A 24,170-nucleotide genomic window follows, 5' to 3' on the forward strand; every position below is an offset into this window, starting at 1 on the left:
CATCCTGGCAGCGCTCGTTTCAGTATGAAAGCCCCAAGATCAACGGGCAATACCAACCGGTCAAGCGCTCAGACCAGCGGTTTCGCGCCGCTACTTGCCCTTCGACTTATCCGCCGACGACTCCGTGGAGAGCGCCGCCACAAAGGCCTCCTGCGGCACATCGACCCGACCGATCGTCTTCATGCGCTTCTTGCCCTCCTTCTGCTTCTCCAGCAGCTTGCGCTTGCGGCTGATATCGCCGCCGTAGCACTTGGCCAGCACGTCCTTGCGAATCGCGCGGATATTCTCGCGGGCGATGACCTTCGACCCGACGGCCGCCTGAATCGGCACCTCGAACTGCTGGCGCGGGATCAGCTCCTTGAGCTTCTCGGTCATCCGCCGCCCGTAGGCCTGCGCCGCGTCGCGATGCACGATCGCCGAGAACGCGTCGACCGCCTCGCCCTGCAGCAGGATGTCCACCTTCACCAGGTCGGCCTCCTGCTCGCCCGCCTCCTCGTAATCGAGGCTGGCATAACCGCGGGTGCGCGACTTCAGCGAATCGAAGAAATCGAAAATGATCTCCGCCATCGGCAGCGTGTACCGCATCTCGACGCGCGTCTCCGACAGATAATCCATGCCGCCCAGCTCCCCGCGGCGCGACTGGCACAGCTCCATGATCGAGCCGATGAATTCGCTCGGCGAGATGATGGTGACCTTCACGATCGGCTCGTACACCGCCCGCGACTTGCCCTCCGGCCAGTACGACGGATTCGTGACGACGTGCTCGGTGCCGTCCTCCATGAGCACGCGGTAGATCACGTTGGGCGCGGTGGAGATCAGATCCAGATCGAATTCGCGCTGCAGTCGCTCGCGAGTGATCTCCATGTGCAGCAGGCCCAGGAACCCACAGCGGAAACCGAAGCCCAGCGCCACCGACGTCTCCGGCTGATAGGTCAGCGCGGCGTCGTTGAGCTGCAGCTTGTCGAGAGCGTCACGCAGATCCGGATAGTCCGAGCCGTCCACCGGATACAGGCCGGAGAACACCATCGGCGACGGCTCCCGGTACCCGGTGAGCGGTTCGGCGGCGCCGCCCCGCGCGAAGGTCACCGTGTCACCGACCTTCGACTGACGCACATCCTTCACACCGGTGATGAGGTAGCCGACCTCACCGACGCCGAGCCCCTGCGTCGGCTTCGGCTCCGGGGAGACGATGCCGATCTCCAGCAACTCGTGCGTCGCGCCGGTCGACATCATCTTGATCTTCTCGCGCGGCGTCAGCTTGCCGTCCACCACGCGGACATAGGTGACCACGCCCCGATAGGTGTCGTAGACCGAGTCGAAGATCATGGCGCGCGCCGGCGAATCGGACTCGCCCACCGGCGCCGGGACCTTCTCGATCACGGTGTTCAGCAACTCCGGCACGCCCACACCGGTCTTACCCGACACCCGCAGCACGTCCTCCGGCTCACAGCCCACGATATGGGCGAGTTCGGCGGCATAGCGATCCGGATCCGCGGCGGGCAGATCGATCTTGTTGAGGACCGGGATGACCTCGAGATCCTTGTCCAGCGCCAGATAGAGATTGGCCAGCGTCTGCGCCTCGATCCCCTGCGCCGCGTCGACCAGCAGGATCGCGCCCTCACACGCCTCCAGCGCCCGCGACACCTCGTAGGTGAAGTCGACGTGACCCGGAGTGTCGATCAGGTGCATCACGTAATCGGTGCCCTCGACCGACCACGGCAGCCGGACGTTCTGGGCCTTGATGGTGATACCGCGCTCGCGCTCGATATCCATCCGGTCCAGATACTGCGCGCGCATCTGCCGCTCCTCGACCACCCCGGTCAGCTGCAGCATCCGGTCGGCCAGGGTGGACTTCCCGTGGTCGATGTGGGCGATGATGCAGAAGTTCCGGATCCGCGCGGGATCGGTGAACGTCGTATCGGCGAAGCTAGGCACTCCACTCCTGTGTCTGATTGCGCCGCCTCCGGCGTCGCGGGTTTGCGGTGTTCGATTGCCGCGGCTCCGCCACGGCGGGTTTACGGCGCCCTTGTGGCTCTGTTTTCGGTGGCCGCCGCTGGCTCCTTCGTCGCATGCGCGGCGACCACCGAAAACAGAGCCGCGCCGCAAACCGTGGTGGTTAGGCGGTGGGGTTCACTTACGTTTCAGCTTATGGGCAAGCTCGGGTGAAGTTGTAACGCCCCTCCCCATGGGGCAGGTCTGTGGCGTGCCAGGCGACCCAGATCACAGCTCGAGCTATGTCCCTGGTCTGCCACATGCCTGTTCGTGATCGGGTCCCGCAGGCTGGCGGACGGCAGTTTCGCCCCTCGCGCAAAGGGGTTGGGGTGGGGTGAGTTTGCGTGCTCGCGCCGTTATAGTCCGACTCATGGCCAGCACGTGGAGCTCACTCGGCAAGCAGTTGGGGACCATTGCCAGGGAGCAGGGGCCCAAGATCGTGAAGAAGCAGGCGCCGAAGCTGGTGGGGCGGGTGCAGCGGTCGCCGGTGTGGGAGCGGGCGCTGGGGCGGCGGAAAGCGCCGGTGGTGGCGGTGCGGCCGACGGCGTCGACGCCGGTGCCGACGCGGGAGCGGGCCCGGCAGGTGGTGTACTGCCCGCAGTTGGACGGGCGGGCGGATCCCGGTGAGATCGTCTGGACCTGGGTGCCTTTCGAGGAGGACCCGAGCAACGGCAAGGACCGGCCGGTGCTGGTGGTGGGCCGGGAACGGAAAACGCTGCTGGGGCTTATGCTCTCGTCGAACCCGGAACGTGCTCACGACCACCATTGGATCGAGATCGGTTCGGGGCCTTGGGATTACGCGGGGCGGCCGAGCTGGGTGCGACTGGATCGGGTGCTGGACGTGCCGGAGGCGGGCATCCGCCGCGAGGGTGCGGTACTGCCGCGCAAGACCTTCGATCGGGTCGCGCACCGGCTCTGCGCGGAGTACCACTGGTTCTGAACAAGCCGGGCGGACGACGACGAAGGGGGCGCAGTGGACAGCACGCCCGAGGACAGCACCGCGGCCCTGCGACGAATCATCGAACGCAATTGGGACGCACGCACTCCCATCCATGTGGCCTCGCGGTTCTACGGCGTCGACGGCAGCCGGGACGCGGACTCGTGGTTCGCTCCGTTCGAATGGGACGACCTCGGCCCACTCGCCGGCCGCGACCTGGTGCACCTGCAATGCCATCTGGGCACCGAGACCATCGCCTTCGCGCGGCGCGGTGCCCGCGCGACCGGGCTCGACATCTCCGGCCGCGCGATCGAGTACGCGCACCGCATCGCCGACGACCACGGCGTGCGCATCGACTACGTCAGATCCGATGTGTACGACGCGGTCCGCGCCCTCGGTCCCGAGCGCTTCGACATCGTCTACACGGGCAAGGGCGCGCTGTGCTACCTGCCCGACCTGGACCGCTGGGCCGCGGTGGTCCGCGACCTGCTGCGGCCCGGCGGCCGGTTGTCCCTCGTGGAGTTCCATCCCCTGCTGACCTCGCTGGGCCCGAAACCCGGCCCGGACGACGGCCCGGAACTGCTGCTGCGCCACGACTATCTCGAAGGCCGCGGCGCCGTGGAGCACAACGCCACCCACACCTACACCGACGGACCCGCTCTGCCCGCCGACGCGACGCGCGTCTACGAATGGGCGCACGGGCTCGGCCACGTCGTCACGGCCCTGGTCCGGGCGGGACTGACGGTCACCGGCCTGCGCGAGACCGAACTGCTGCCGTGGCCGCGCTGGGAACGTATGGTCCGCGACGAGGCGAGCGGATGGTGGCGGCTACCCGAGAACGACCCGCGGGTGCCGCTGCTCTACGCCGTCACCGCCGCCAAGCCGTGACACCGAATCACGAGGCCATGTTCCGGGAGCGGCCGAACAGCAGCCCGTACACCAGCGCGCCGAGCAGCCCGCCGATGAGCGGGAACACCACGAACACCCAGACCTGAGCGAGCGCACCCGGCTGGTAGGGCGCGACGGCCAGGCTGCGGGCCGGATTCACCGAGGTGTTGTCGATCGGGATCGAGATGAGGTGGGCCACCGCGAGCGTGATGCCGATGGACAGCCCGGCCAGCGGCACATCCGACAGCTGATCGGTGGAGGCCAGCACCACGAACACCAGCAGCGCCGTCAGGATCACCTCCACGGTGATGGCCGCGGCCAGGCCGTAACCGTTCTGCACCAACGTCCCCATCGGACCGTCCACCTGCAGCTTCGACGGACTGTGCGCGCCCCATCCGTTCGCGCCGAGACCGTCGCGGACGCGGTGGTAGCTCGGCAGGTTCTGCGCCAGCGCGTACACCACCGCGCCGGCCGCGAACCCGCCGATCAACTGCGCCACAACGTAATAGAACGCGGTGATCGCGGTGATCCGCCCCAGCACGAACTGGCCCAGCGTCACCGCCGGGTTCACGTGACATCCCGAGATCGGCCCGATCGCGTACACCAGGAACAGCAGCGTGAACCCGAACGCCAGCGCCACCCCGAGCGCGCTCACCCGCTCCCCCGCGATGACCGCGGTGCCCACGCCCCCGAGCACCAGCACGAAGGTGCCGATCGCCTCGGCCAGCAGCTTGCGCGTCAGCGGCACCGGCCGCCGTTCGACGTCTTCCTCGACAACTTCCTGAGCAGTCGGAGACATGTATCTGCCACCCTTCCCGTTCGAACGGAATGCTTCGAGATCAGGTAACGCGCGGAGAATTCGGACGCTACGCCGGCCGGTACCCCGGCACAACGGAAACCGCGCCGCCACGCCGGACTTTCATGAATCGGGCACACGGCGCGCGGCGATCAGCCCGCGGAATCGAGCAGTATCGGCAGCTCGATCGGCCCGGTCGTGCTGATCTGCGGCGCGTATGCCAGATCCGCCGGATCGCAGGCGAGCGCCAGCCGCGGAAACCGGTTGAACAGCATCGACAGTGCGATGCGGCTCTCCAGCCGGGCCAGCGGCGCGCCCAGGCAGAAATGCGGTCCGCGGCCGAAGGCCAGCTGGTCGCGGTGGTCGTGGTCGATGTCGAAGGTGTCCGCGTCGGGGTAGTGCCGCGCGTCGCGGCCCACACCGCCGTGCCAGAGCACCATGCTGCCCGCCGGGATGTCCACGCCCGCCACCGTGACGTCGCGCAGCGGATAGCGCATGAGCGCGCCGACGACCGGCGAGCCGTAGCGCAGCGCCTCCTCCACCACATCGGCCCAGCGGGACTGCTCGAGCGCCTTGGCGCGCTGCTCCGGATTCGTACACAGGGTGACCACGGCCGTGCTCAGCAGATGCACGGTCGTCTCGTGCCCGGCGACGATCACCAGCCACAGCATGTTGACCAGTTCCTCGGTGGTCAGATCGTTGTCCTCGTTGGCCCGCAGCAGGGCGGTGGTCAGGTCGTCGCCGGGTTCGCGGCATTTGCGGTCGAGCAGTTCGGTGAAGTAGCCGATCATGCCGGTCATCGCGTTCTGGGCCTGCTCGCCGGTGCTCGTGGCCGACACGATGGTGGCGGTCCAGTCCTTGATCCGGGTCTGCTCCACGCCGGCGGGCACGCCGAACAGCTCGCAGATCACCCGGACCGGCAGCGGCGTGGTGAAATTCGCGACCAGGTCGATCTCGTTGCCGGCCGGGAAGTTCGCCATCAGATTCGCGGTGATCTGCTCGATCCGCGGTTCCAGCGCGGCGATCCGGGCGGGGGTGAAGGCCTGGCCGATCGTCTTGCGCAGCCGGCGGTGCTCGAGGCCGTCCAGGTTGAGCATGTGGTCCATGTCGGTCAGCGCGCGCAGCGGCCAGTCGGCCGGGATGGTGCCGTCGCGCAGGGCCGGGCAGTTCGCCGCGTTCTTGCCGAACACCTTGTCGTCGAGCACCTCGCTGACGGCGCGGTAGCTGACCGCGACGAACGCGGGCACACCCCCGGGCAGTTCGATCGGCACCACCTCACCGGCGGCACGGATGCGGGCGTAGGTCGCGTGAACGGATTCGCCAGCGGTAGGAAGCTGGATGACCGCGTCGGACATGATCGTCTCCCAAGAGTTTTCCGGCTGTTCCACCGCAGTCTCGGTGCTGCCGGGCGCCCGCCGGTACCTCTTGCGGGATCTCCTGCCCGCCAAAACAATTCATCGGCACAAAAACGTAAGTCATCGGGCGGCGGGCTCGCGCCGCTGTCGCGACTGGTGGAGAATTTCACGCACGCACCGGTCGCCGTCCGAGCCGAGGGATCGAGCCAGCCATGAGATACGACCAGCTGACCATCGAGGACGCCCAGCAGTGGACCGAACTCACCAACACCTTCGTGCCGATGGATCATCGGATCGGCGCGCCGGAACGCTGGACCTCCACCCTGAGCGTGCAGCAGACGGCGACCTACAGCCTGCTGCGCTGGGACGAGCCGGGCGACCGGGTCGCCTACCGCACGCCCACCCATGTCCGCCGCACACCCGCCGACGATTTCTATTGGCTGGTCATCCCGCGGCATGCCGCCTTCACCCTCGGCTGGCACGGCGAGGTGCTGTCGGTGCCCCCGGGCCGGGCGCTGCTGATGGGACTGGACCAGGTGTGCCGGATGCGGCCGGGGCCGACCGCGCTGGCCCTGCAGTTGCCGCGCACCGAGATCGACCACGCGCTGCCGGCCGAGGCGCCGCGGCGCACCGTCCTCGATCTCACCTCGGGGCTCGGCCGCGTCACCGGGTCGCTGATCCGCAGCGTGCACGCCGAGCAGTCCCGGCTCGGGGATCGGGAATTCGAGGGGCTGTGCGATCGGATCGGCGAGTTGCTGTGCATGCTGGCGCTCGGAGACCTGCGGCCTCAGCGCGCGCAGCTGGACGAGACGGTGGCGACGGTCCGGCGCTACGTGCGCGACACGGTGGGCGTCGGCGATGTGCGGCTGCCCGCCGTCGCCCGCGCGCTCGGCTGGTCGCCGCGGCAGTTGCGGGCGGTCCTGCAGCAGGCCGGCACCACCTATCGCGATCTGCGCCGCGAGGAGGGCCTGCGGGTCGCCCGCGACATCATGGAACGCCCCGGGCCGCCCGCGATCAGCATCACCGAGATCGCCGCGCGCAGCGGTTTCACCGCGACCTGGTTCTCCGCCGCCTTCAAGGCGCGCTACGGTGAGACGCCCCGGGAGTTCCGGCAGCGGCGCACCCGTTCCGAGTGATCTCCACCACGGCGTTCCTCGCCTCGGTCCGGGGGGATTTCGCCTCGGACCGTGCCAACTGGTAACCTCGATCGTCGGCGAGAGGCCGCGCAGCTGGCGCGGCGCGCCCGGAGACTTCAGAGCACGAAACCAACTGACGACAGGAATCAGAGGAACAGGCGTGGCCAACATCAAGTCCCAGATGAAGCGGATCCGCACCAACGAGGCGGCGCGGCAGCGCAACCAGTCGGTGAAGTCCGCGCTGCGCACCTCCATCCGCAAGTTCCGCGAGGCCGCGGCTTCGGGTGAGAAGGCCAAGGCGCAGGAGTTGCTGGTCTCGGCGAGCCGCGACCTCGACAAGGCCGCCTCGAAGGGCGTCATCCACGCCAACCAGGCCGCCAACAAGAAGTCGGCGCTGGCGCTGGCCTACAACAAGCTGGGCTGATCGCGCGCGGTAGCACTACCGCGCACCTACGTTCGTGATGCCGCCGTGGCAGAGGGTCTGTGAGAGCAGACGACCACGGCGGCTTTTGTCGTGTCCCGCAAGCGGACTCGCCAGGTAGGTCCCCCGTCGGATACCGTGAGTGGGTGTTCGGTGGGGAGTTGAGCAGGATAGCGGTACTGATCGCGGCGGGGGCGGCATTGGCCGGATGTGGCGGATCATCCGCTCCCGCAACGCATCCGGAGCCGGTGGCGGCCACCACGGCGGTGGAGTCGGCCGGGTTGCCGGGGTTCGGGTCGACCGGCGCCCACGGGAAACTGGATTCCGCGCGCAATCCCGACTGGATGGCCGCGGTGCCCGACGACCGCCCGCTGAGCCGGATCTCGATTCCCGGCACCCACGACACCCTGGCCGTGCACGGCGGTAAGGCCGGTCCGGCGGTGGTCACGCAGGAGGCGTTCGACAAGGGCTGCGCGGACGATCGCTGCACCTCGCGACAGAGCCTGCGCGTTCAACTGGAGGCCGGTATCCGGGCGCTGGACGTGCGGGTGCGCCGCGACGAGACCGATTCGCTCGCCGTGCAGCACGGGGGTTTCTTCCAGCGGGTGAATTTCGACGACGTGCTGGGCGTGGTCGACGACTTCCTGTCCCGGCATCCGCTCGAGACGGTGCTGATGCGCGTGAAGGCCGAATGCACCACCGTCGCCAGGCCCTTCGGCTGCACCGACGCCGGTGGCGTGCCGCCGGATCTGGCCCGGATCGACCGGTCGCTCGCCGCGCATCCGCGGGTCTGGCAGCCGTCGGCCACCGGCCGTGCCGAGATCCCCGCCCTGCGGGAGGTGCGCGGGCGGATCGTGATCACCCAGTTCAGCGATATCGCCGACGGCGGCGGTCGCGGCATGGCGGTCGACGCGCAAGACCTCTGGGACGGCCCCGACATGGACGTGAAATGGGCCGCCATCGCCGCCCACCTCGACCGCGCCGCCACCGCCGCCCCCGGCACCCTCTACCTCAACTACCTCTCCGCCAACGGCGCCCCCGACCCCACCAAACTCCCCCGCCGCTACGCCTCGGTCGAGAACCAGCACACCCTGGACCACCTGCGCACCACCCCCGGCACACCGACCGGGGTCCTGATGACCGACTTCCCGGGCCCAGCCCTGGTCGAGGAGATCATCCACCACAACGTGGGGTAAGCGGGTTCTGCAATAGCTGCAATGCAGGCAATGCAGCTACACTGATGGCATGACCGCGCTGACCATACGCGACGTCCCCGACGAGGTGCTGCAGGCCGTCAAAGTCCATGCCGCACAGGCCGGTTTGTCTCTTCAGGCGTACATGCTCACGTTGCTCGAGCACGAGGCCACCCGTCCCGCTCCGCTGGCGCCGGTGGGCGAGACCAGGGGCCAGCGCGCGGTCCGTCGCGCTCGCGGCAGTGCGAACAACCCGGAGACCAGGGGGATGTCGACCGAGGAACTCATGAAACTGCTGCGCGGTGCCTAAGACTCTGGCCGATACCTGCGTTCTGCTCGACATGCTGGGCGACGACCCGAAATGGGCGGACTGGTCTACCGAGCGGATACAAGCGGCCATCGATGGCGACGGCTTGGTGATAAACCCGATCGTGTACGCCGAGGTCTCGATTCATTTCGCAGAGATCGAAGCGCTGGAGGCGGCGCTGCCACCGGCGGACTTCCACCGTGAGGCGCTGCCCTGGGAGGCGGGATTTCTCGCCGGGCGTGCCTATCTCCATTACCGGCACCGGGGAGGCGCGAAGACTTCGCCGCTGCCGGATTTCTATATCGGTGCACACGCACTGCTGAACGGCCACCGCCTGCTGACTCGCAACCGCAAGGACTTCCGCAGCTACTTTCCCGCCCTGGAGATCATTGCGCCCGAATAGATAAGTGGGTCAGCGGGTTTCGTGGAGGTCGAGGATGCGGGAGAGGGCATGTTCGAGGGCGAAGTCGGTGTCGGCGGCGCCGCCCTTGACGTCGGCGTTGAGGGCCGCGACGACCTGCAGGGCGGTGCCGATGGTGGCCGGGGTCCAGCCGCGGGCCTGCGCTTGGGCCTTCTTGACCTTCCACGGCGGCATGCCGAGTGAGGAAGCCAGTTTGAACGGGTCGCCGCGGCCGGCCGAGCCGACCCGGGCGATGGTGTGCACGGAGTCGGCGAGGGCGTCGGCGAGCAGGACGGCCGGGACGCCGCGGTCGGTGGCCCAGCGCAGCGCTTCCATGGCGGCCGGGCGGTCGCCGGAGACGGCGAGTTCGGCGACGTCGAAACCGGTGACCTCGGCGCGCCCGGAGTAGTAGCGGCGCACGGCGGCGACGTCGATCTTGCCGCCGGTGTCGGCGGCCAGCTGCGAGCAGGCTGCGGCGAGTTCGCGCAGGTCCGAGCCGACGGCCTCCAGCACCGTCTGCACCACCTCGCCGGGGACGCGGAGACCCGCGGCGCGGAACTCGTTGCGCACGAACTCGATTCGCTCTCCGGCTTTCGATACCTTGGCTGCCGGATGCACCACAGCTCCGGCCTTCTGCAGGGCCGGGGCCAGCGCCTTCGCCCGCCCGCCGCCGGTGTGCAGGATCACCAGCACCACACCCTCCGGCGGGGCCGACGCCGCCTCGGTGATCACCGCGACGGCATCCTTGCCCGCCTCGGCCGCCGACTCCAGGACGATCACGCGATCCTCGGCGAACAGCGACGGGCTCAACAGTTCCGCCAGCTCCGAACTGCTCGCATCACCCGCCCGCAGCCGATCCACCGGTAGTGCCTCCGGATCCGGTGCGGCCGCGCGCACCTGCGCCACGATCGCGGCGACCGCGCGCTCGATCAACAACTCTTCTTCACCGAGCACGAGATGGACGGGTGCGAGGCGTTCGGTCACGCGCCCGATCCTACGGGTGCGGTCCGACATCCCGACCCGCGCCCGAGGACCTTCGCCCCCGTTCACGGTCGCTCTCCCGGCGGGTGGCCGGGTGGGCGAGGCGGTACAGCACGAGCACCAGGACGCCGACTGTGGCGGTGGCTGTCAGGCCGGTGCGGACGCCGCCGGGGACGGTGAGTGAAATATCCAGGGCGGCACCGTGTTCGGCGACGGTGAGTAGCCACCACAGGGGCGGGCCGGTCAGCTGGAGCAGGAGGGTGGCGGCGGGCTGGTACAGGCAGGACAGGGCCGCGGCGAGGGTGCCCAGGATCGTGATGGGCGCTACCACCGGCTCGACCAGCACGTTCGCCAGGATGGCCAGCAGGCCGACGTGGCCCGTCAGCGCGGCGATGATCGGTGTCGTCACCAGGAAGGCCGCGGTGGCTACGGCGAACGCCTCGGCCAGCGGGCGCGGCCAGCCATGTCGCCACAACCACAGCGCCCAGGTGGGCGCCAGCAGGATCAGCCCGGCCGTCGCGAGCACCGACAGTGCGAATCCGGCGTTCACGGCGAGTGCGGGCGAGTACGCGAGCAGCCCGAGCACGGTCGCGCACAGGGCGGGGAGTGCTTGTTTGCGGCGCCCGGTCGTCGCGGCCAGCAACGCGATCGCGCCCATCGCGGCCGCGCGCAGCACCGAGGGCGACGGACGCGCCAGGATCACGAACATCACCAGCGCGGCCGCCGCGAGCGCGATACCCAGCCGGGCGTCCAGGGTCAGCAGCCGCACCGCGAGCAGCACGGCGGCGAAGAGGATCGAGACGTTCATGCCCGATGCGGCCGTCAGGTGCGCCAGGTCGGTCTTCTCGAAATTCTCCCGCACGTGCTCGGGCAGCCGCGACACGTCACCGGCGACCAGCCCCGGCAGCAGCCCGGCGGCATCGTCGGACAGCGCGCGATCACACGCGGCCACGAACCTCGCCCGCACCTCGCCCGCGACGTCCTGGTACCACGGCGCTTCCGAGACCGTTCGAGGCGGCCCCTGCGCCCGCAGCACCACGACCGTCAGATCCCGCCGCCACGGCCGGTCGGTCCGCGCCCGGAATTCCACCCGCTGCCCCGGCAACACCGTCGACCAGCCCTTGTCCGGCGCGATGATCACCACCGCTCCACCCGCCCGCACCGGCACCTCCCCGTGCCGATACTCGATCAGATCGGCCCGCACCAACCATTGTCGCCCGCCGAAAGCCTTGCGGGTCAACGGTTTCGGATCATCCACCGGTGTAGCCACGATCGTCACATAGGTGCCCGGCGCCGCAGCCCCCAGCGGATGCGTCACCACCCGATACTCCTGCCACGCAGCCGCCACCGCGAACCCCCCGCCAGCCAGCACCGCCGCCAACACCGACATCACCACACCGCGTCGCCGGGTTACGTAGCGTGCGGGCCGCGCTCTGACCCGCGCCGAACGCCACACCCACCCGATCAGTACCGCCCCGACCACAGCCAGCCCCGCCGCCAATCCCAGCCCCACCCGCCACCCGCCGACCACGGCCACAACCATTGCGCCCCAACATATCCCCACCGCGGGAACCAATCGAACATCGAGCGGCTGCGGCCCGACAACCGGCGCTTCCTCGCCTCGCCGCTCTCGTCCCGACCTCGATCCAGCGGAACCATCGACGGCCGCCGCAGACGCGGCGGCGGACACCCCGTGACGGGTCGGTCGAACCTGCGAGTTCCGGCCGCCGTCATCCCGCCGAGCCCGCCACCTGGGCTGCGCGAACAACCGCGCGCCGGCGTGGCCGATGCGGTCGACAACGGTGTCGATCAGCGACGCACTCGCCCGACCTCGAAGCCACCGAGACTCCGCATCACCGTGCCGAATTCGCCGCCGTGGACGCGGATTCGATCGCGAGCCGGCGCCGGGCCGACTGTGGGACGGTGCGGCGGTGGGTCTCGGAGTCGGATCGCGGGACGGGTCAGGGTCGGGCGTGTTCATACCGTCACCAGGTCGCGGATGCGGGCGAGGCGGGACGGGCCTATTCCCGTGACCTCGGAGAGTTGGTCGACGGAGGTGAAGCGGCCGTGTTCGGTGCGCCAGGCGAGGATGGCGCGGGCCGTGGTGGGGCCGACGCCGGGGAGGGCGTCGAGTTCGGATTCGGTGGCGGAGTTGAGGTCGACCTTCGCGGTGGGGGACGGCGGCGGAGCGCCGGAGCTACCGGGGGTCGGGGACTGGCGGGTGCCGGGGATGACGACGCTGCCCAATTGTGGTGGGCCGGGATGCGATCCGGCCGGGCCGACCACCACCTGATCGCCGTCGGCGAGCCGCTGGGCCAGGTTCAGGCTCGCCAGATCGGCGCCGTCGCGGGTCGCCGCGGCCGACAGGGCGTCGGCGACACGGGCACCCGGCGGTAGGCGCAACAGTCCGGGATGCTCGACCAGGCCGATCACGCTGACCACCAGCTCAGCGCCACGAGTGGGCACGGACGTGGCAGCTCCCGCGTCCGCCCCGCGAGTGCCCGGGGACGCCGGTGTGGCCGCGCCGGAGTCGGTCCCCTGGCTGTCCGGCGCTGGTGCGACCGCGCCGATCGCACCCGCAGTCGGCAACGCGTCGAGTTCCGCAGCCGCGCCGGTGGCGCTCACCGCACTGGTCCGCACGGCCGGAAGCGGCGGAACAGGTTGCGCCACAGGTCTTTCCCGCTGTGCCGCGGCGCCGGCGACGATCACCGCCACCACCCCGGCCACGGCGAGCACCAGCACTCCCCGCCGCCCCGGATCGAGCCGGGTCCCCCGGAACCTCTCCGGCACCAGCCGTTCGTGCCACGTCGAGAGACCTCCCGACGGTTCACTCAGCCACTGCGGTGTGCGCGGCCCCTCGACAGTCTCGCCCCAGTCGTCGGCCGCGGACCGTTCCGGCCCCCGCTCCTCCGCCCCGAACTCGTCGAGATCCCAACGCCCACCCGGAACCGACCGTGTACCGGCCGGATCACCGGCCAGCACCCCGAGCCGCGCCCGCACCCGCCGCTGCTCCTCGTTTCGCGCCATGCGAGCCACCGTAGGACTCCGCCACACCGAGACCTCCGGGCCGACAAGCCCTTTCGACAAGCCTGGGGACAACCGATCCACTGTGCACAACCGGCCCCGCCGAGTCCCGACATGTCACACCGACCTGATAGCCCCGCAAGCCTGTCCATCCGGCCTCCCCTCGCACCGCCCGGGAAGCCCGTGCCGATCTCGGCCTCCCCGCCGCCGACAATCGGCACCGAGACGATCCCCACGGTGACCGACCGCCCTGAACGACAGAGCGGCGACCGATCAGCACCGGTCGGCCACGACTGAAGACCTTCGCCTGGAGACCGCCTCAGGCTCGAGGACGGCGGGCGTAGTGGACGGTTCTGGCGGTCAGGAGAAAAGCGTCGGGACGTTGGTCGATGCCCTGCGGGTCGGTGGGGTCCAAGAGGCGGTCCAGGGTGGCGCGGTCGTCGGGGTCCAGGTCGTCCTGCATGCCGCGGTAGCGTTCGAGCCACTGGCGTACCGAGCGGCGGGGGCCGGGGGCCAGCGGGGCGGGGTGGTCCACGAGGAAGCTGCGGCTGTGGGCGTCGACCAGGCCCGCGGCGCGCAGCAAGGCAGGCCAGTCCTCGGTGACGGCCACCGCGCCGGGCAGTTCGGCACGCATCCGGTCGAATCGCTCCGCCATCGCCGCGTCCAGGCGAACCTGCAGGCCGGGGCGTCCGAATCCGATGTCGCGCGGCAGCCAGCGCGCCGACAGGCCGCCCTCGGCGATGGCCAGCACGCCGTCGGGCCGCAGCAGTCCGGCCATGCGGGTGAGCGCGTCGAGCTGGTCGCCGACATGGTGCACCACATTCGCCGACCACACCAGGTCGGCGTCCGGCAGTCCGCTGAGATCCTGCGGGAATTGCGCCACTCGGGTCTGCACGCGCACGCCGAGGTCACGGGCCCGCTGCTCGGCCCGGGCGAGCAGTTCGGGCGTGCCGTCCACGGCGACCACTTCGGCATCGGGGAACCGCTGTGCCAGCAGGCCCGCCGCCACGCCGGGACCGGCGCCGATATCCAGGATCCGCTCCGGCTTCAGGTCCGACAGCTCGTCGAACGCGCCGTGCAGGTAGGGGCTGTATGCCTCGGCCTCGTCCACCAGCATGTCGGCCATCGCGGCCCAGTCGAAATCGTCGTGGTTCATGACCTCCACGATGCCGACAGGATGCGCGCGACGGCAAAGATTGTTGCCGATCCGGCAAACGGGTCAAGCACAACCGCCGGGCACCACCAGCACGCCGACCGCTCCGGACCCCAGATGTACCGCGAGCGTCGGCCCGAATTCCGCGCTGACCAGTTCGCGGATGCCGGGGATGAGATCGCGGAGCTGCGCGGTGATGGTGGTAGCGGCCTCGGGCGCGCCGAGATGCTGGACGGCCACGGTGGCGCCGCCCTCCCCGGCCGCGTCGACGGCGGCCGCGACGAGTTTCGCGTGCGCCTTGGATCGTGTGCGGGCCTTCTCGCGCAGTTCCAGACGGCCGTCGACCATCTGCAGAATCGGCTTGGTGACCAGCTCGGTGCCGAAGAAGGCGGCCGCCGAACTCAGGCGGCCGCCGCGCCGCAGCTGCTCCGTGCGATTGACCACGATGAACGCCCGGCCGCGCGCCGCCGCCGAAGCCGCCGCGTCGTAGACGACGTCCAGCGTCGCGCCCTCGCGAGCCCGGCGCGCGGCGGCCAGCACCGGCAGTCCGGTTCCGAGCCCGGCGCTGAGCGAATCCACCAGCCGCACCCGCTCGGCGGCGTCCATGTCCCGGACCGCCTGCCGTCCCGCCTCCCAGGTGGCCGACAGCTGCCGCGAAATGTGCACGGCCACAACGCCGTCGCCCTCACTGAGCGCCAACGCCCGCTCGTAGGCGACACGCAGTTCGCCCGGCGCGGCGGCCGAGGTCGTCACGGTCGAGGACGCGTAATCGATCGGCTCCTCGTCGACGCCTTCGCGGTACGCCCGATCATCGACCAGCACGTGCAGCGGCACGACCAGAATGCCCAGCTCCTCGACCAGGGCAGCGGGCAGGCTTGCGGAGGAGTCGGTCACCACCACGACAGCCACGGCTACCCGGCCTCTTCCGAGCCGAGTGGTCCAGGTGTCATCGGACGTCGCCGCGACTCAGCGCCCGACCGCGGACAACCGGAATGCCCGGTGGCGAAGCGGGTTCGGTGAAGGTCGTGGGGGCGAAGCCGCGGCGGTTGATGGTCGAGAGCGCGAAGCGCCGAGCGGGATCGTTCGGCGTCCGGGAGGATCCGGTTCATGCACCGGCCTCGGGTGCGCGGGCTTCCGCCAGCGCCTTGACCATGGCGCGGGCGACGGCCGTGTGGCCTTCCCAGCCCCAGTGGATGCCGTCGGGATTGGCGTCGCCGTGGAAGATGTTGTCGCGCACGGCTTCCGCCAGATCGACGAGCGGTACGCCGGACGTCTCCGACCAGGCGCGCAAGGCCCGCACCGCCGGTTCGCGACCGGTATGGACGCGGCCGTAGGCATCGCAGTCGTGCACCGACGGCAGCACGCCGATGATCGGGAGTTCGGGTCGCAACTGCGCCAACGCGTTTCGCGACTGCTCCAGGTAGCCGACGCTGACGTGCGGCGGCAGCGCCACCGGCCGCCCCAGCTTGGACAGCCGCGGTTGCAGCCACTGGTAACCGGTCCGCACTCGCCGCCGCAGCGCGGGCGGTCGCACGTAGCGGATGAGCTCGCGCAGCGCGGTCGGCAGCGGCGACGGCAGCGAATCCATACCGCCGGTGGCGAACACCACCGCACCCGCCCGCGGCACCGCCGCCCACACTCGCGGATCGCCGATCAGCGCCCAGTGTGCGTCCCGGCACGTCCACCCGATACGAGCAACCAGCTCCACATCCCAATCCAGTTCAGCCGCAACCAAGTTCGGCCAAATGCGCGGATCGTCAGCCGCCAGCCCGCCCTTCGGCCCGAAGTAGGCCAGCGAATCCGCGAGCACCAGCAGCACCGGCCGACCTCCCCCAGCACTCACCGCCGCGTCGCCGTCCGGACCTGCCGTCGGGGTGTCGGCGAAGGCCACCGCATCGCCTGCCGAACCCGCCGCCGGAGCATCAGCGAAGGCCACCGCATCGCCTGCTGAACCCGCCGCCGGAGCATCAGCGAAGGCCGCCGCGTCACCGTCCGGACCTGCTGTCGGGGTGTCGGCGGAGGCCGCCGCGTCACCGTCCGGACCTGCTGTCGGGGTGTCGGCGGAGGCCGCCGCATCGCCTGCCGAACCCGCCGCCGGAGTATCAGCGGACGCCGCGGAGTTGCCTGGTGCGGTGGAGGGGCGTGGGTCGGGCTGTTCGAGGTGGTTGTCGGAGTCGGCCGGGCCGGGTGGGGTCACGTCGATCGTCCTCGGAACAATCGCGATACCGCCCGGCGCAGACGGCCACCGGAACCGGGATCCGCCTCCGGCGCGGCGGGAGTCGAAGTTGCGTCCGTCTCATCGCTCGCGGAGGCACCTCCGGGCTCCGACTCGGCTTCGGTATTCTCCTCCGCCGCAACGGGATCGGGTGCCGACTCCGCCGACACACCAGGCTCGACAGCGCCCGATTCCGCAGCGCTACCCGCCTCGCCGTCGACCTGCTCCGACATGGCCTCACCCGACGGGCCGTCATCCTCCGCAACCGGCTCCGACACGGCCTCGCCCGACGCGACGGCCTGCTCAGTAACCGCCTCCGACACGGCCTCACCCGGCGCGTCAGCCTGCTCCAACAACGCCTCCGACACGGCCTCGCCTGACGCGTCAGCCTGCTCCGCAACCACCTCCGGCACAGCCTCACCCGACGCGTCAGCCTGCTCCGCAACCACCTCCCGCACAGCCTCACCCGACGCGTCAGCCTGCTCCGCAACCACCTCCGGCGCGGCCTCGTTCGACCTCTCGACCTGCTCGGTTGCTTCGGTCGCCGCGGTCCCGGCATCGGGAGCGGTATCGTCCTGTCCGACAGTCGGATCCGATGCCGCGGCCGGTTCGTCTACCTGGGCAGCGGCTACGGTCGGCGCAGCCTCGTCACCCGCTGCCGTAGGTGTGGCGCTGGCGCTTTCGGCCTCCGAGGTCTTCCCGTCCTCTCCGGACACAGACCGATCCGCAACAGGCTGCGACTGCGACGGTTCCGCCGTCGCATTCGCGCTCTCCGATTCTCCCGGCACGGTCTCCTGCGGTGCGGCCGGTGGCGTCACCGGACCGCCGAACAACACGTCCGGCAGATGGCGCACCGGCGCTTCGGAGGCCTTACGGAACAGTTCGTCGGGCACGGATTTGCCGCGCTCGTAGTCGGATTCGGCCTCCGGTTCCGGATCGTGCTCTGCCTCGGTGGGCGCGGGCCCACCGAACAAGGCGTCCGGTAGGCGCCGCACGGGCACCTCGGACGCCTTGCGCAGCAATTCGTCGGAAACCTGCCGGACCGGTTCGTCCCGGTCGTCGGAGGACTTTTCAGAGGACATCAGGTGCTACCTTCGCCGCCGCGTTCCACACATCCAGTCGCCACCCGGGCTGCTCGATGCTCGGACCGTGACTGCTCAGCTGCACCCAGCTGGTATTGGCCAGCCCACCGAGCACGGGCCAGTTCTTCCGGGGCAACTCCAGCAGCGCGGCGGTCAGAGCGGCGATCAACCCGCCGTGCGCGACGAGGATGATGGTACGACCGGGCCAGTCGGTGCGCGCGGCGAACAGCTCACGAACCACCGGCAATGCCCGGGCTCCGACCTCCAGCTTGCTCTCCCCGCCCGGCGGGGTGAAGTCGGCGTTGAGCCGCCAGGTCTGGCGCGCGCCCGGATACCGCGTATCCACCTCGAGGTGCGTCAGCCCTTCCCACTCGCCGAGGTCGGTTTCGCGCAGCCGCCGGTCGCGCACCACCTCCAGCGACGTGTGGTCGGCCAGCGCCACTGCCGTGTCGTAGGCGCGCCGCAGATCCGAGGACACGATGGCGATCGCGTCGTGGCCCAGCAGCTCGCGGGCGGCGTCCTTGGCCTGACGGCGGCCCAGCTCGCTCAGTTCGGTGTCGATCTGGCCCTGCATGCGGTCGGCGGCGTTCCACTCGGTCTGCCCGTGCCGCAGCAGGATCAGGCGGCGCACATTGGCGTGCTTGTCGTAGCGGGCGCCCTGCTCCTCGGACTCGTCGAGGGCGTCGCCGAACCCGAGGCTCACTCGGAAACCCCGGTCTCGTCGCCGCGCGCGCCCCCGATCCCGTCCACCGGAACCTGCGGGCAGTCCTTCCAAAGCCGTTCCAGGCCATAGAAATCGCGCTCGTCGCTGTGCTGGATATGCACGACCACCTCGACGTAGTCCAGCAGCACCCAGCGCCCTTCGCGGGTGCCCTCCCGGCGCACCGGCTTGTGCCCGGCCAGCCGCAGTTTCTCCTCGACGTTGTCGACGATCGCGTTGACCTGCCGCTCGTTCGGCGCGGACGCGATCACGAAACAGTCGGTGATCACCAGCTGTTCGGAGACGTCGAGCACCACCACGTCGGAAGCCAGCTTCTCGTCGGCCGCGCGCGCGGCGATCCGCGCCATCTCGACCGCTTCGACGGATGCCGTCATCCAGCTCTCCCGTTCCCTCCCGGCACGTACAGGTGCCGCTTCGATATGTACTGCACGACCCCGTCCGGGACGAGATACCACACCGGCCGCCCCTCGGCGGCCCGGCGACGGCACTCGCTCGACGAGATCGCCAGGGCGGGGATCTCGATGACGGTGACCGCGTCGGCCGGCAGGTCCCGCAGGTGCTCGGCGAGGTGGTCGATGTTCAACTCGTACCCCGGACGACTCACCCCGACGAATTTCGCCAGCTCGAACAGTTCCGCCCAATCCTGCCACGTGAGGATGCTGGCCAGCGCGTCCGCACCCGTGATGAAGTACAGGTCCGCGTCGGGATGCTGACTCTGCAGGTCACGCAGGGTGTCGACGGTGTAGGTCAGCTTGGCCCGGTCGATGTCGGCCCGGCTCACCGAGAACCGCGGATTGGACGCGGTCGCGATGACGGTCATCAGATACCGGTCCTCGGCGGGACTGACCTGCTTACTCGATTTCTGCCACGGCTGCCCCGTCGGCACGAAAATAACCTCGTCGAGGTCGAAGCGATGCGCGACCTCGCTGGCGGCAACCAGGTGCCCGTGGTGGACGGGATCGAAGGTCCCACCCATCACACCCAGTTTGCGCCGACCTGTTTCTTGCACGAATGCCGAGCTTACTGGGCGCGCGACAAAGTACCCGGCACCGCGGGCGGTACAGCGCTCAGTCGGACAGCGGGGGCCGGACATCCCGTGGGCGCGCCGCGGCACGCCCTCTGGCCACCGCACCGGCGAGCAGCCGACGAACCATCGCCACCGGCCGCGCGGCGGCACGGGCGGCGGCGGCCGCGGCCAGCAGGTCGCGATGCAGGTCGCGGCAATCGCGATCGTGCGCGGCGAATCCCGCGCCGATCTCGAATACCGTTGCCGCGCTGCGATATCGACGCACCGCAACCAGACAGGTGCCGAATTGCTCGTGCAGGATCGCGATCTCGGGAGCCGGGTAGGGGAGTCCCGGGCACGACAGGCCGCGCCGGTAGAGAACGGCGGCGGCGCTGTGGCGTCCGGACCGGTAGTGAATGCGGGCGGCCAGCAGCGTGTGGTGAGCGGCGTCAGCGGCCGACAAACCCTGCCAGTGGTCGGCGGCGACGAGCGCCGCGGCGGCCAGATCGGCCTCCCGGCCGGGTTGCCCGCAGATCGCCGTGACGATCAGCGTGTGCAATCGGGCGAGCTGTTCGGCGGACAGGATCCCCGTCCCCGCGCGCACCGCCCGCCGCAGCGCGCCCTCGGCCACCGCGGGGGTGTCGGCCAGTCGCGCCGTGCCGAATTCGATCAGTGCCGACAGCGCTTCGGGGCCGGACCCGGAATCGTCGGACGATACGAACCGCGACGGGTCGGCTGGGCGCTCGTCGGTCTCCCGGGGTCGGCTCGGCACGCGTGCATGGTCGCCCGCCGCACTTGCGGGCGGCTTAACGACTTCTAATGCCCGGCAACGTCGCTGTCACACGGGCAGCAGGCGGCTGACCACGGTGGTGAGTTGACGGGCCGAGCGGCACTCGTGCATCTCGATCACCTCGGCGTACCGCTTGGCAGCGGAATCGCCTGTGCCCCACATCTTTTCCGACTCCGGATTGAGCCAGTAGGCGTGCTTGGCGACCCGCACCAGTTCCTCGAGCGTGCCCAGCGCCGGATCGCGGTAGTTGGTGCGGGCGTCGCCCAGGATCAGCAGCGAGGTGCGGCTGGTGACGGCGTCCGGGAAGTTCTCGGCGAAACCCTCGAGGGCGGTCCCGTAATCCGAGTGGCCCTCGATGCCGACCACCCGGGCCTCGGTGAAGATCCGCCGCGTCACCTGGTCCAACGGCGTGACCTGGTCGAACAGGTCGGTCACCTCGTCGACGCGGTCGACGAACGCGAAGATCCGCACCCGGGAGAACTGCTCGCGCAGCGCGTTCACCAGCAGCATCGTGAAGCTGGAGAATCCGGCCACCGAACCCGAGATGTCGCACAGCAGTACGAGATCGGGCCGTCCGGGGCGCGGTTTGCGGGCGGCCAGCTTGATCGGGACGCCGCCGGTGGACATGGATCTGCGCAACGTCTTGCGCAGGTCGATCTCCCCGCGCCGGGACCGGCGACGCCGCGCCGCGAGCCGCGAGGCCAGCACGCGAGCGAGTCGCTGGCTGCCCCGGCGCAGTTCGGCGAGCTCGTTCTCCGAGATGCGCAGGAAATCGGCGTCCTCGGCCTGGCGCTGCACCCCGTAGGTGGCGACACGATCGCGGCCGATGCGCTCGGCGACGCGGCGGCGGGTCTCGGATTCGACGGTGCCGCGGAAGTCCTTGATGCGCTGCCGGGCGGTGCGGCGGGCGACCTCGTCGTCGAAGTCGGAGGTGTCCGTGCCCGCGGCCAGTCCGGCGAGGATCTTGCTCACCAGCAGTTCGGGCTGCAGGTCCTTGAGAGTCTGATACGCCGAGAACGACGGGCCGTTGGCGGACTGGTACCGACCCATCTGCTCGACCATCTGCGCGGCGAGATCCTGTAACTGCCGCGCCCGCTCGCCCGTGGGGTCGGCAACGAGCAACTCCGCCAGCATCTTTCGCAGCTCGATGATGTCGACCTCGCCGTCGGGTTTGCGCGGGATCTCCACCTGCTGCGCACCCGCGCGCTCGCCGAGGGCGGCCGGGAACCAGAGGTCGAACATGCCGTCGAAGGTGGGCCGCTGCCCGGCGCGGCGCACCAGCGCGCAGGCCAGGCCCTCGCGGAGCATCTCGCGGTCCATCAGGTCCAGCACCGTGAGCACCTGGGCTGCGTCCACGGTTTCCGACGGACCCACGGGAATTCCGCGGCCGCGCAGCGCCGCCACGAAGCCGACCAGGTGTCCCGGCAGTCCGTGCGGCGCAAGGGGTTCCGGTTCCGTCGCCGGCGGTTTGCCGGAGGCGGACCGCAGCGCCGCCGAGACCAGGGAGCGGGTGCCGCGCGTGCCGGACACGATCAGGCCAGCTTCAGCTCGGCCAGCGCGCGCTGGTGGTCGCTGCGGTGTTTGAGCACCACGCCCAGGGTGGCGCGGACGGTCTTGTCGTCGAGGTCCCGCAGGCCGAGGGCCAGCAGTGTGCGCCCCCAGTCGATCGACTCCGCGACCGACGGCAGCTTCTTCAACTGCATGCCGCGCAGCACGTGCACGACCCGGACCAGCTGCGCCGACACCGCGGGCGCGAGTTCGGGCACCCGGCTGGCGAGGATGCGCCGCTCCAGTTCCTCGTCGGGGAAGTCGATGTGCAGGTAGAGGCAGCGGCGCTTCAACGCCTCGGACAGTTCGCGGGTGGCGTTGGAGGTGAGCACCGTGAACGGGCGGCGCACCGCGGTGATGGTGCCGAGTTCGGGGACGGTGACGGCGAAGTCACTGAGCACCTCGAGCATCAGGCCCTCGATCTCGACATCGGCCTTGTCGGCCTCGTCGATCAGCAGCACCGTCGGGTCGGTGCGGCGGATCGCGGTGAGCAGCGGGCGCGACAGCAGGAATTCGTCGCTGAAGACGTCGGCCTTGGTGTCCTCCCAGCCGTTCTCGCTGGACGCCTGGATGCGAAGGATCTGCTTGGCGTGGTTCCACTCGTACAGCGCCCGCGCCTCATCGATGCCCTCGTAGCACTGCAGGCGCACCAGCTCGGCGCCGGCGACCTGGGACACCGCCCGCGCCAGCTCGGTCTTGCCGACACCGGCCGGACCCTCGATCAGCAGCGGCTTGCCCAGCCGGTCGGCGAGGAACACCGAGGTGGCGGTCCCCTTGTCGGACAGGTAGCCGGTCTTCGCCAGCCGCTCGATCACATCGTCGACCGACGCGAAGATCGGCTCGTGCACTGCGGTCTGCACTGATCCTCCTCCGGACTGCACTGATCCTCCTCCGGAGCGGCCCGCCACTCCCGTACGGCCCGCCGACCCGCAGGCCGCGGGCACAGTGGTATGCACCGTATAGACATTCTCGTCCGACGGTACACATCCGGCGTACCCCGCTGATACCGGGTGTAAGGAATCGCACGCCGTTCGGGCCGCCGACTCGGGCTGGTCAGAGGGGGCGGACGCTGCCGAGGATCTGCTGGGCGGTGGACGGGGTCAGTTCATCGGTGGTGCCGGTGTCGGCGACGATGCCGAGGACCAGCGTGGAGCCGCTCGGCGCGGTGAAGGCGAAGGTGTGGACGGTGTACGTGGTGGTGGTGCAGCCCGGCTTGGAGGGGCGCCAGGTGCCGGAGACCTGAATTGCCTTGCCCGTCATGCCTTTCGCGGTGAGCGATCGCGGCGGGGTGGGTGTGGCATCGGTGGAGCTGCTGTAGCCCGACCTGGCCGCGCTCATCCCGATGGCGCGGGCGGCTTCCGCGAGATCGGTGGACGGGGACGGGGATACGAAGGAGACCGTGCGGTAGGCCGAACCCGGGCAGTAGCTTTCGCCATCGGAAGCCGTTGCCGTGCCCGCGATCCGGTACGTACTCGTCGCGGCGACGGTCCAGGTAGCCGGGACGTCGTAGGCGATGCCATAGTTCAGTGCGGCGACCGTTCGAAATCCCGGGACAACCGGGGTCGGTGCCTTGGCCCCGCTGGTCCGTGGCGCACTCGAACGGGTACTGCTCGCCGAACTCGCCTGGTCCGGCGACGAGTCGCGATTCACCACCAAGACCACGGCTCCCACGATCGCCAGCACCACAACCACACCCGCGGCCAGCAACCCGATCAGCAGCCCCTTGTTCCCCCCGCCCGGCGGCGGCGGATAGCCACCTTGATACGGATACTGCGCCTGCCCTGGATACCCGTACGGCTGCCCGGGATATCCCGCCTGCCCGGGATACTGCGGCGGGACCTGACCGTATCCCCCAGCCCCGGGTTGCCCCTGGTAATTCCCCTGTCCCCCAGGAAATTCCGCAGGATACGCATACCCGGCCGGCGGCTGCCCCGCCCCTCCGTACAACACCGTCTCCGGTGCCCCGGACTGCGCCACACCATGCCCGCCGGTCTGCCCCTGCCCGCCGTACAGCACAGTCTCCGGCGCCCCGGCCTCCGCACCCTGCCCTGGCCCGCCGGGTTGTTCGAAGCCTTGGTCACCGGGCTGACCCGGCATGCCCGGTGGAGGGTAGCCCTGCTCGCCTGGCTGGCCCGGAACGTCGGACTGCATCGGGACCTGACTACCGGATCGGCCCGATCCGCTGGGCTGGGCGTGGCCCTGCCCGGCGGTCCGATTCTGTCCCG

At 70.0% G+C, this 24,170-nt stretch carries 24 protein-coding genes; 7 read left to right on the forward strand and 17 right to left on the reverse strand.

Going from position 1 to position 24,170, the window contains the following annotated elements; all coding sequences use genetic code 11:
• Positions 1–90 precede the first annotated feature (90 nt).
• Positions 91–1,935, reverse strand: a complete 1,845-nt coding sequence (lepA, locus tag NWFMUON74_RS26435) for a translation elongation factor 4 (protein WP_187684477.1) — start codon at positions 1,933–1,935, stop codon at positions 91–93.
• 427 nt (positions 1,936–2,362) lie between these two features.
• Between lepA and NWFMUON74_RS26440 the strand changes: the two genes are divergently transcribed.
• Entirely contained in the window at positions 2,363–2,932 is a 570-nt protein-coding gene (locus NWFMUON74_RS26440) for a type II toxin-antitoxin system PemK/MazF family toxin (protein ID WP_187684478.1), read from the forward strand.
• 33 nt (positions 2,933–2,965) lie between these two features.
• On the forward strand, positions 2,966–3,817 hold the full coding sequence (locus NWFMUON74_RS26445; protein ID WP_197986916.1) for a class I SAM-dependent methyltransferase: 852 nt from the start codon (positions 2,966–2,968) through the stop codon (positions 3,815–3,817).
• Positions 3,818–3,824: 7 nt separating this feature from the next.
• Here the strand turns inward: NWFMUON74_RS26445 and NWFMUON74_RS26450 are convergent, their stop codons facing one another.
• A complete protein-coding gene (locus NWFMUON74_RS26450; RefSeq protein ID WP_187684479.1) occupies positions 3,825–4,616 on the reverse strand; it encodes an aquaporin in 792 nt (263 codons plus the stop codon).
• A gap of 149 nt (positions 4,617–4,765) precedes the next feature.
• The gene (locus tag NWFMUON74_RS26455) at positions 4,766–5,968 is read right to left on the reverse strand and encodes a cytochrome P450 family protein (protein ID WP_187684480.1); all 1,203 of its coding nucleotides are present in this window, start codon (positions 5,966–5,968) and stop codon (positions 4,766–4,768) included.
• A gap of 212 nt (positions 5,969–6,180) precedes the next feature.
• Here NWFMUON74_RS26455 and NWFMUON74_RS26460 point away from each other — a divergent pair, with 212 nt between their 5' ends.
• The 5 genes from NWFMUON74_RS26460 to NWFMUON74_RS26480 all read left to right on the forward strand — a co-directional run bounded on the left by NWFMUON74_RS26460 (position 6,181) and on the right by NWFMUON74_RS26480 (position 9,428).
• Positions 6,181–7,104 (forward strand): AraC family transcriptional regulator, encoded by a 924-nt coding sequence (locus NWFMUON74_RS26460; protein ID WP_187684481.1) that lies wholly within the window; start codon positions 6,181–6,183, stop codon positions 7,102–7,104.
• A gap of 160 nt (positions 7,105–7,264) precedes the next feature.
• Positions 7,265–7,528, forward strand: a complete 264-nt coding sequence (gene rpsT / locus NWFMUON74_RS26465) for a 30S ribosomal protein S20 (RefSeq protein ID WP_187684482.1) — start codon at positions 7,265–7,267, stop codon at positions 7,526–7,528.
• Between the two features lie 158 nt (positions 7,529–7,686).
• Complete coding sequence (locus NWFMUON74_RS26470; protein ID WP_187684483.1) at positions 7,687–8,721, forward strand: phosphatidylinositol-specific phospholipase C; 1,035 nt, start codon at positions 7,687–7,689, stop codon at positions 8,719–8,721.
• A 49-nt stretch (positions 8,722–8,770) separates the two neighbouring features.
• Positions 8,771–9,028, forward strand: coding sequence for a FitA-like ribbon-helix-helix domain-containing protein (locus tag NWFMUON74_RS26475; protein ID WP_187684484.1), 258 nt, complete (start codon positions 8,771–8,773; stop codon positions 9,026–9,028).
• Complete coding sequence (locus tag NWFMUON74_RS26480; protein ID WP_187684485.1) at positions 9,021–9,428, forward strand: type II toxin-antitoxin system VapC family toxin; 408 nt, start codon at positions 9,021–9,023, stop codon at positions 9,426–9,428. The genes NWFMUON74_RS26475 and NWFMUON74_RS26480 overlap by 8 nt, the downstream gene beginning before the upstream one ends.
• Positions 9,429–9,437: 9 nt before the next feature.
• Here NWFMUON74_RS26480 and holA read toward each other — a convergent pair whose 3' ends face one another.
• From holA to NWFMUON74_RS26550, 14 genes are all read right to left on the reverse strand, one after another.
• Complete coding sequence (holA, locus tag NWFMUON74_RS26485) at positions 9,438–10,409, reverse strand: DNA polymerase III subunit delta (RefSeq protein WP_232110608.1); 972 nt, start codon at positions 10,407–10,409, stop codon at positions 9,438–9,440.
• Positions 10,410–10,419: 10 nt separating this feature from the next.
• On the reverse strand, positions 10,420–11,949 hold the full coding sequence (locus NWFMUON74_RS26490) for a ComEC/Rec2 family competence protein (RefSeq protein ID WP_187684487.1): 1,530 nt from the start codon (positions 11,947–11,949) through the stop codon (positions 10,420–10,422).
• Positions 11,950–12,383: 434 nt separating this feature from the next.
• Positions 12,384–13,433, reverse strand: coding sequence for a ComEA family DNA-binding protein (locus tag NWFMUON74_RS26495; RefSeq protein WP_187684488.1), 1,050 nt, complete (start codon positions 13,431–13,433; stop codon positions 12,384–12,386).
• Between the two features lie 316 nt (positions 13,434–13,749).
• Positions 13,750–14,637 (reverse strand): class I SAM-dependent methyltransferase, encoded by an 888-nt coding sequence (locus NWFMUON74_RS26500; protein ID WP_269475365.1) that lies wholly within the window; start codon positions 14,635–14,637, stop codon positions 13,750–13,752.
• Between the two features lie 12 nt (positions 14,638–14,649).
• Positions 14,650–15,492: a DegV family protein gene (locus tag NWFMUON74_RS26505; protein ID WP_187684490.1), complete on the reverse strand. Its 843-nt coding sequence runs from the start codon at positions 15,490–15,492 to the stop codon at positions 14,650–14,652.
• 196 nt (positions 15,493–15,688) lie between these two features.
• On the reverse strand, positions 15,689–16,426 hold the full coding sequence (octT, locus tag NWFMUON74_RS26510) for a diglucosylglycerate octanoyltransferase (RefSeq protein WP_232111226.1): 738 nt from the start codon (positions 16,424–16,426) through the stop codon (positions 15,689–15,691).
• A 350-nt stretch (positions 16,427–16,776) separates the two neighbouring features.
• The gene (locus NWFMUON74_RS26515) at positions 16,777–17,691 is read right to left on the reverse strand and encodes a hypothetical protein (protein ID WP_187684491.1); all 915 of its coding nucleotides are present in this window, start codon (positions 17,689–17,691) and stop codon (positions 16,777–16,779) included.
• A 178-nt stretch (positions 17,692–17,869) separates the two neighbouring features.
• Positions 17,870–18,511, reverse strand: a complete 642-nt coding sequence (locus tag NWFMUON74_RS26520) for a histidine phosphatase family protein (RefSeq protein ID WP_187689434.1) — start codon at positions 18,509–18,511, stop codon at positions 17,870–17,872.
• 68 nt (positions 18,512–18,579) lie between these two features.
• Positions 18,580–18,975 (reverse strand): ribosome silencing factor, encoded by a 396-nt coding sequence (gene rsfS / locus NWFMUON74_RS26525; protein ID WP_187684492.1) that lies wholly within the window; start codon positions 18,973–18,975, stop codon positions 18,580–18,582.
• A complete protein-coding gene (gene nadD / locus NWFMUON74_RS26530; RefSeq protein WP_187684493.1) occupies positions 18,972–19,610 on the reverse strand; it encodes a nicotinate-nucleotide adenylyltransferase in 639 nt (212 codons plus the stop codon). The genes rsfS and nadD overlap by 4 nt, the downstream gene beginning before the upstream one ends.
• Before the next feature lie 58 nt (positions 19,611–19,668).
• On the reverse strand, positions 19,669–20,379 hold the full coding sequence (locus NWFMUON74_RS26535) for a hypothetical protein (protein ID WP_187684494.1): 711 nt from the start codon (positions 20,377–20,379) through the stop codon (positions 19,669–19,671).
• A 66-nt stretch (positions 20,380–20,445) separates the two neighbouring features.
• Positions 20,446–21,885 (reverse strand): vWA domain-containing protein, encoded by a 1,440-nt coding sequence (locus tag NWFMUON74_RS26540; RefSeq protein ID WP_187689435.1) that lies wholly within the window; start codon positions 21,883–21,885, stop codon positions 20,446–20,448.
• Between the two features lie 44 nt (positions 21,886–21,929).
• Positions 21,930–22,805 (reverse strand): AAA family ATPase, encoded by an 876-nt coding sequence (locus NWFMUON74_RS26545; protein WP_187684495.1) that lies wholly within the window; start codon positions 22,803–22,805, stop codon positions 21,930–21,932.
• A gap of 193 nt (positions 22,806–22,998) precedes the next feature.
• A complete protein-coding gene (locus NWFMUON74_RS26550; RefSeq protein WP_187684496.1) occupies positions 22,999–24,042 on the reverse strand; it encodes a DUF8017 domain-containing protein in 1,044 nt (347 codons plus the stop codon).
• Positions 24,043–24,170 lie beyond the last annotated feature (128 nt).

Origin of the sequence: Nocardia wallacei (genome assembly GCF_014466955.1) — a bacterium.
Classification (GTDB): domain Bacteria; phylum Actinomycetota; class Actinomycetes; order Mycobacteriales; family Mycobacteriaceae; genus Nocardia; species Nocardia wallacei.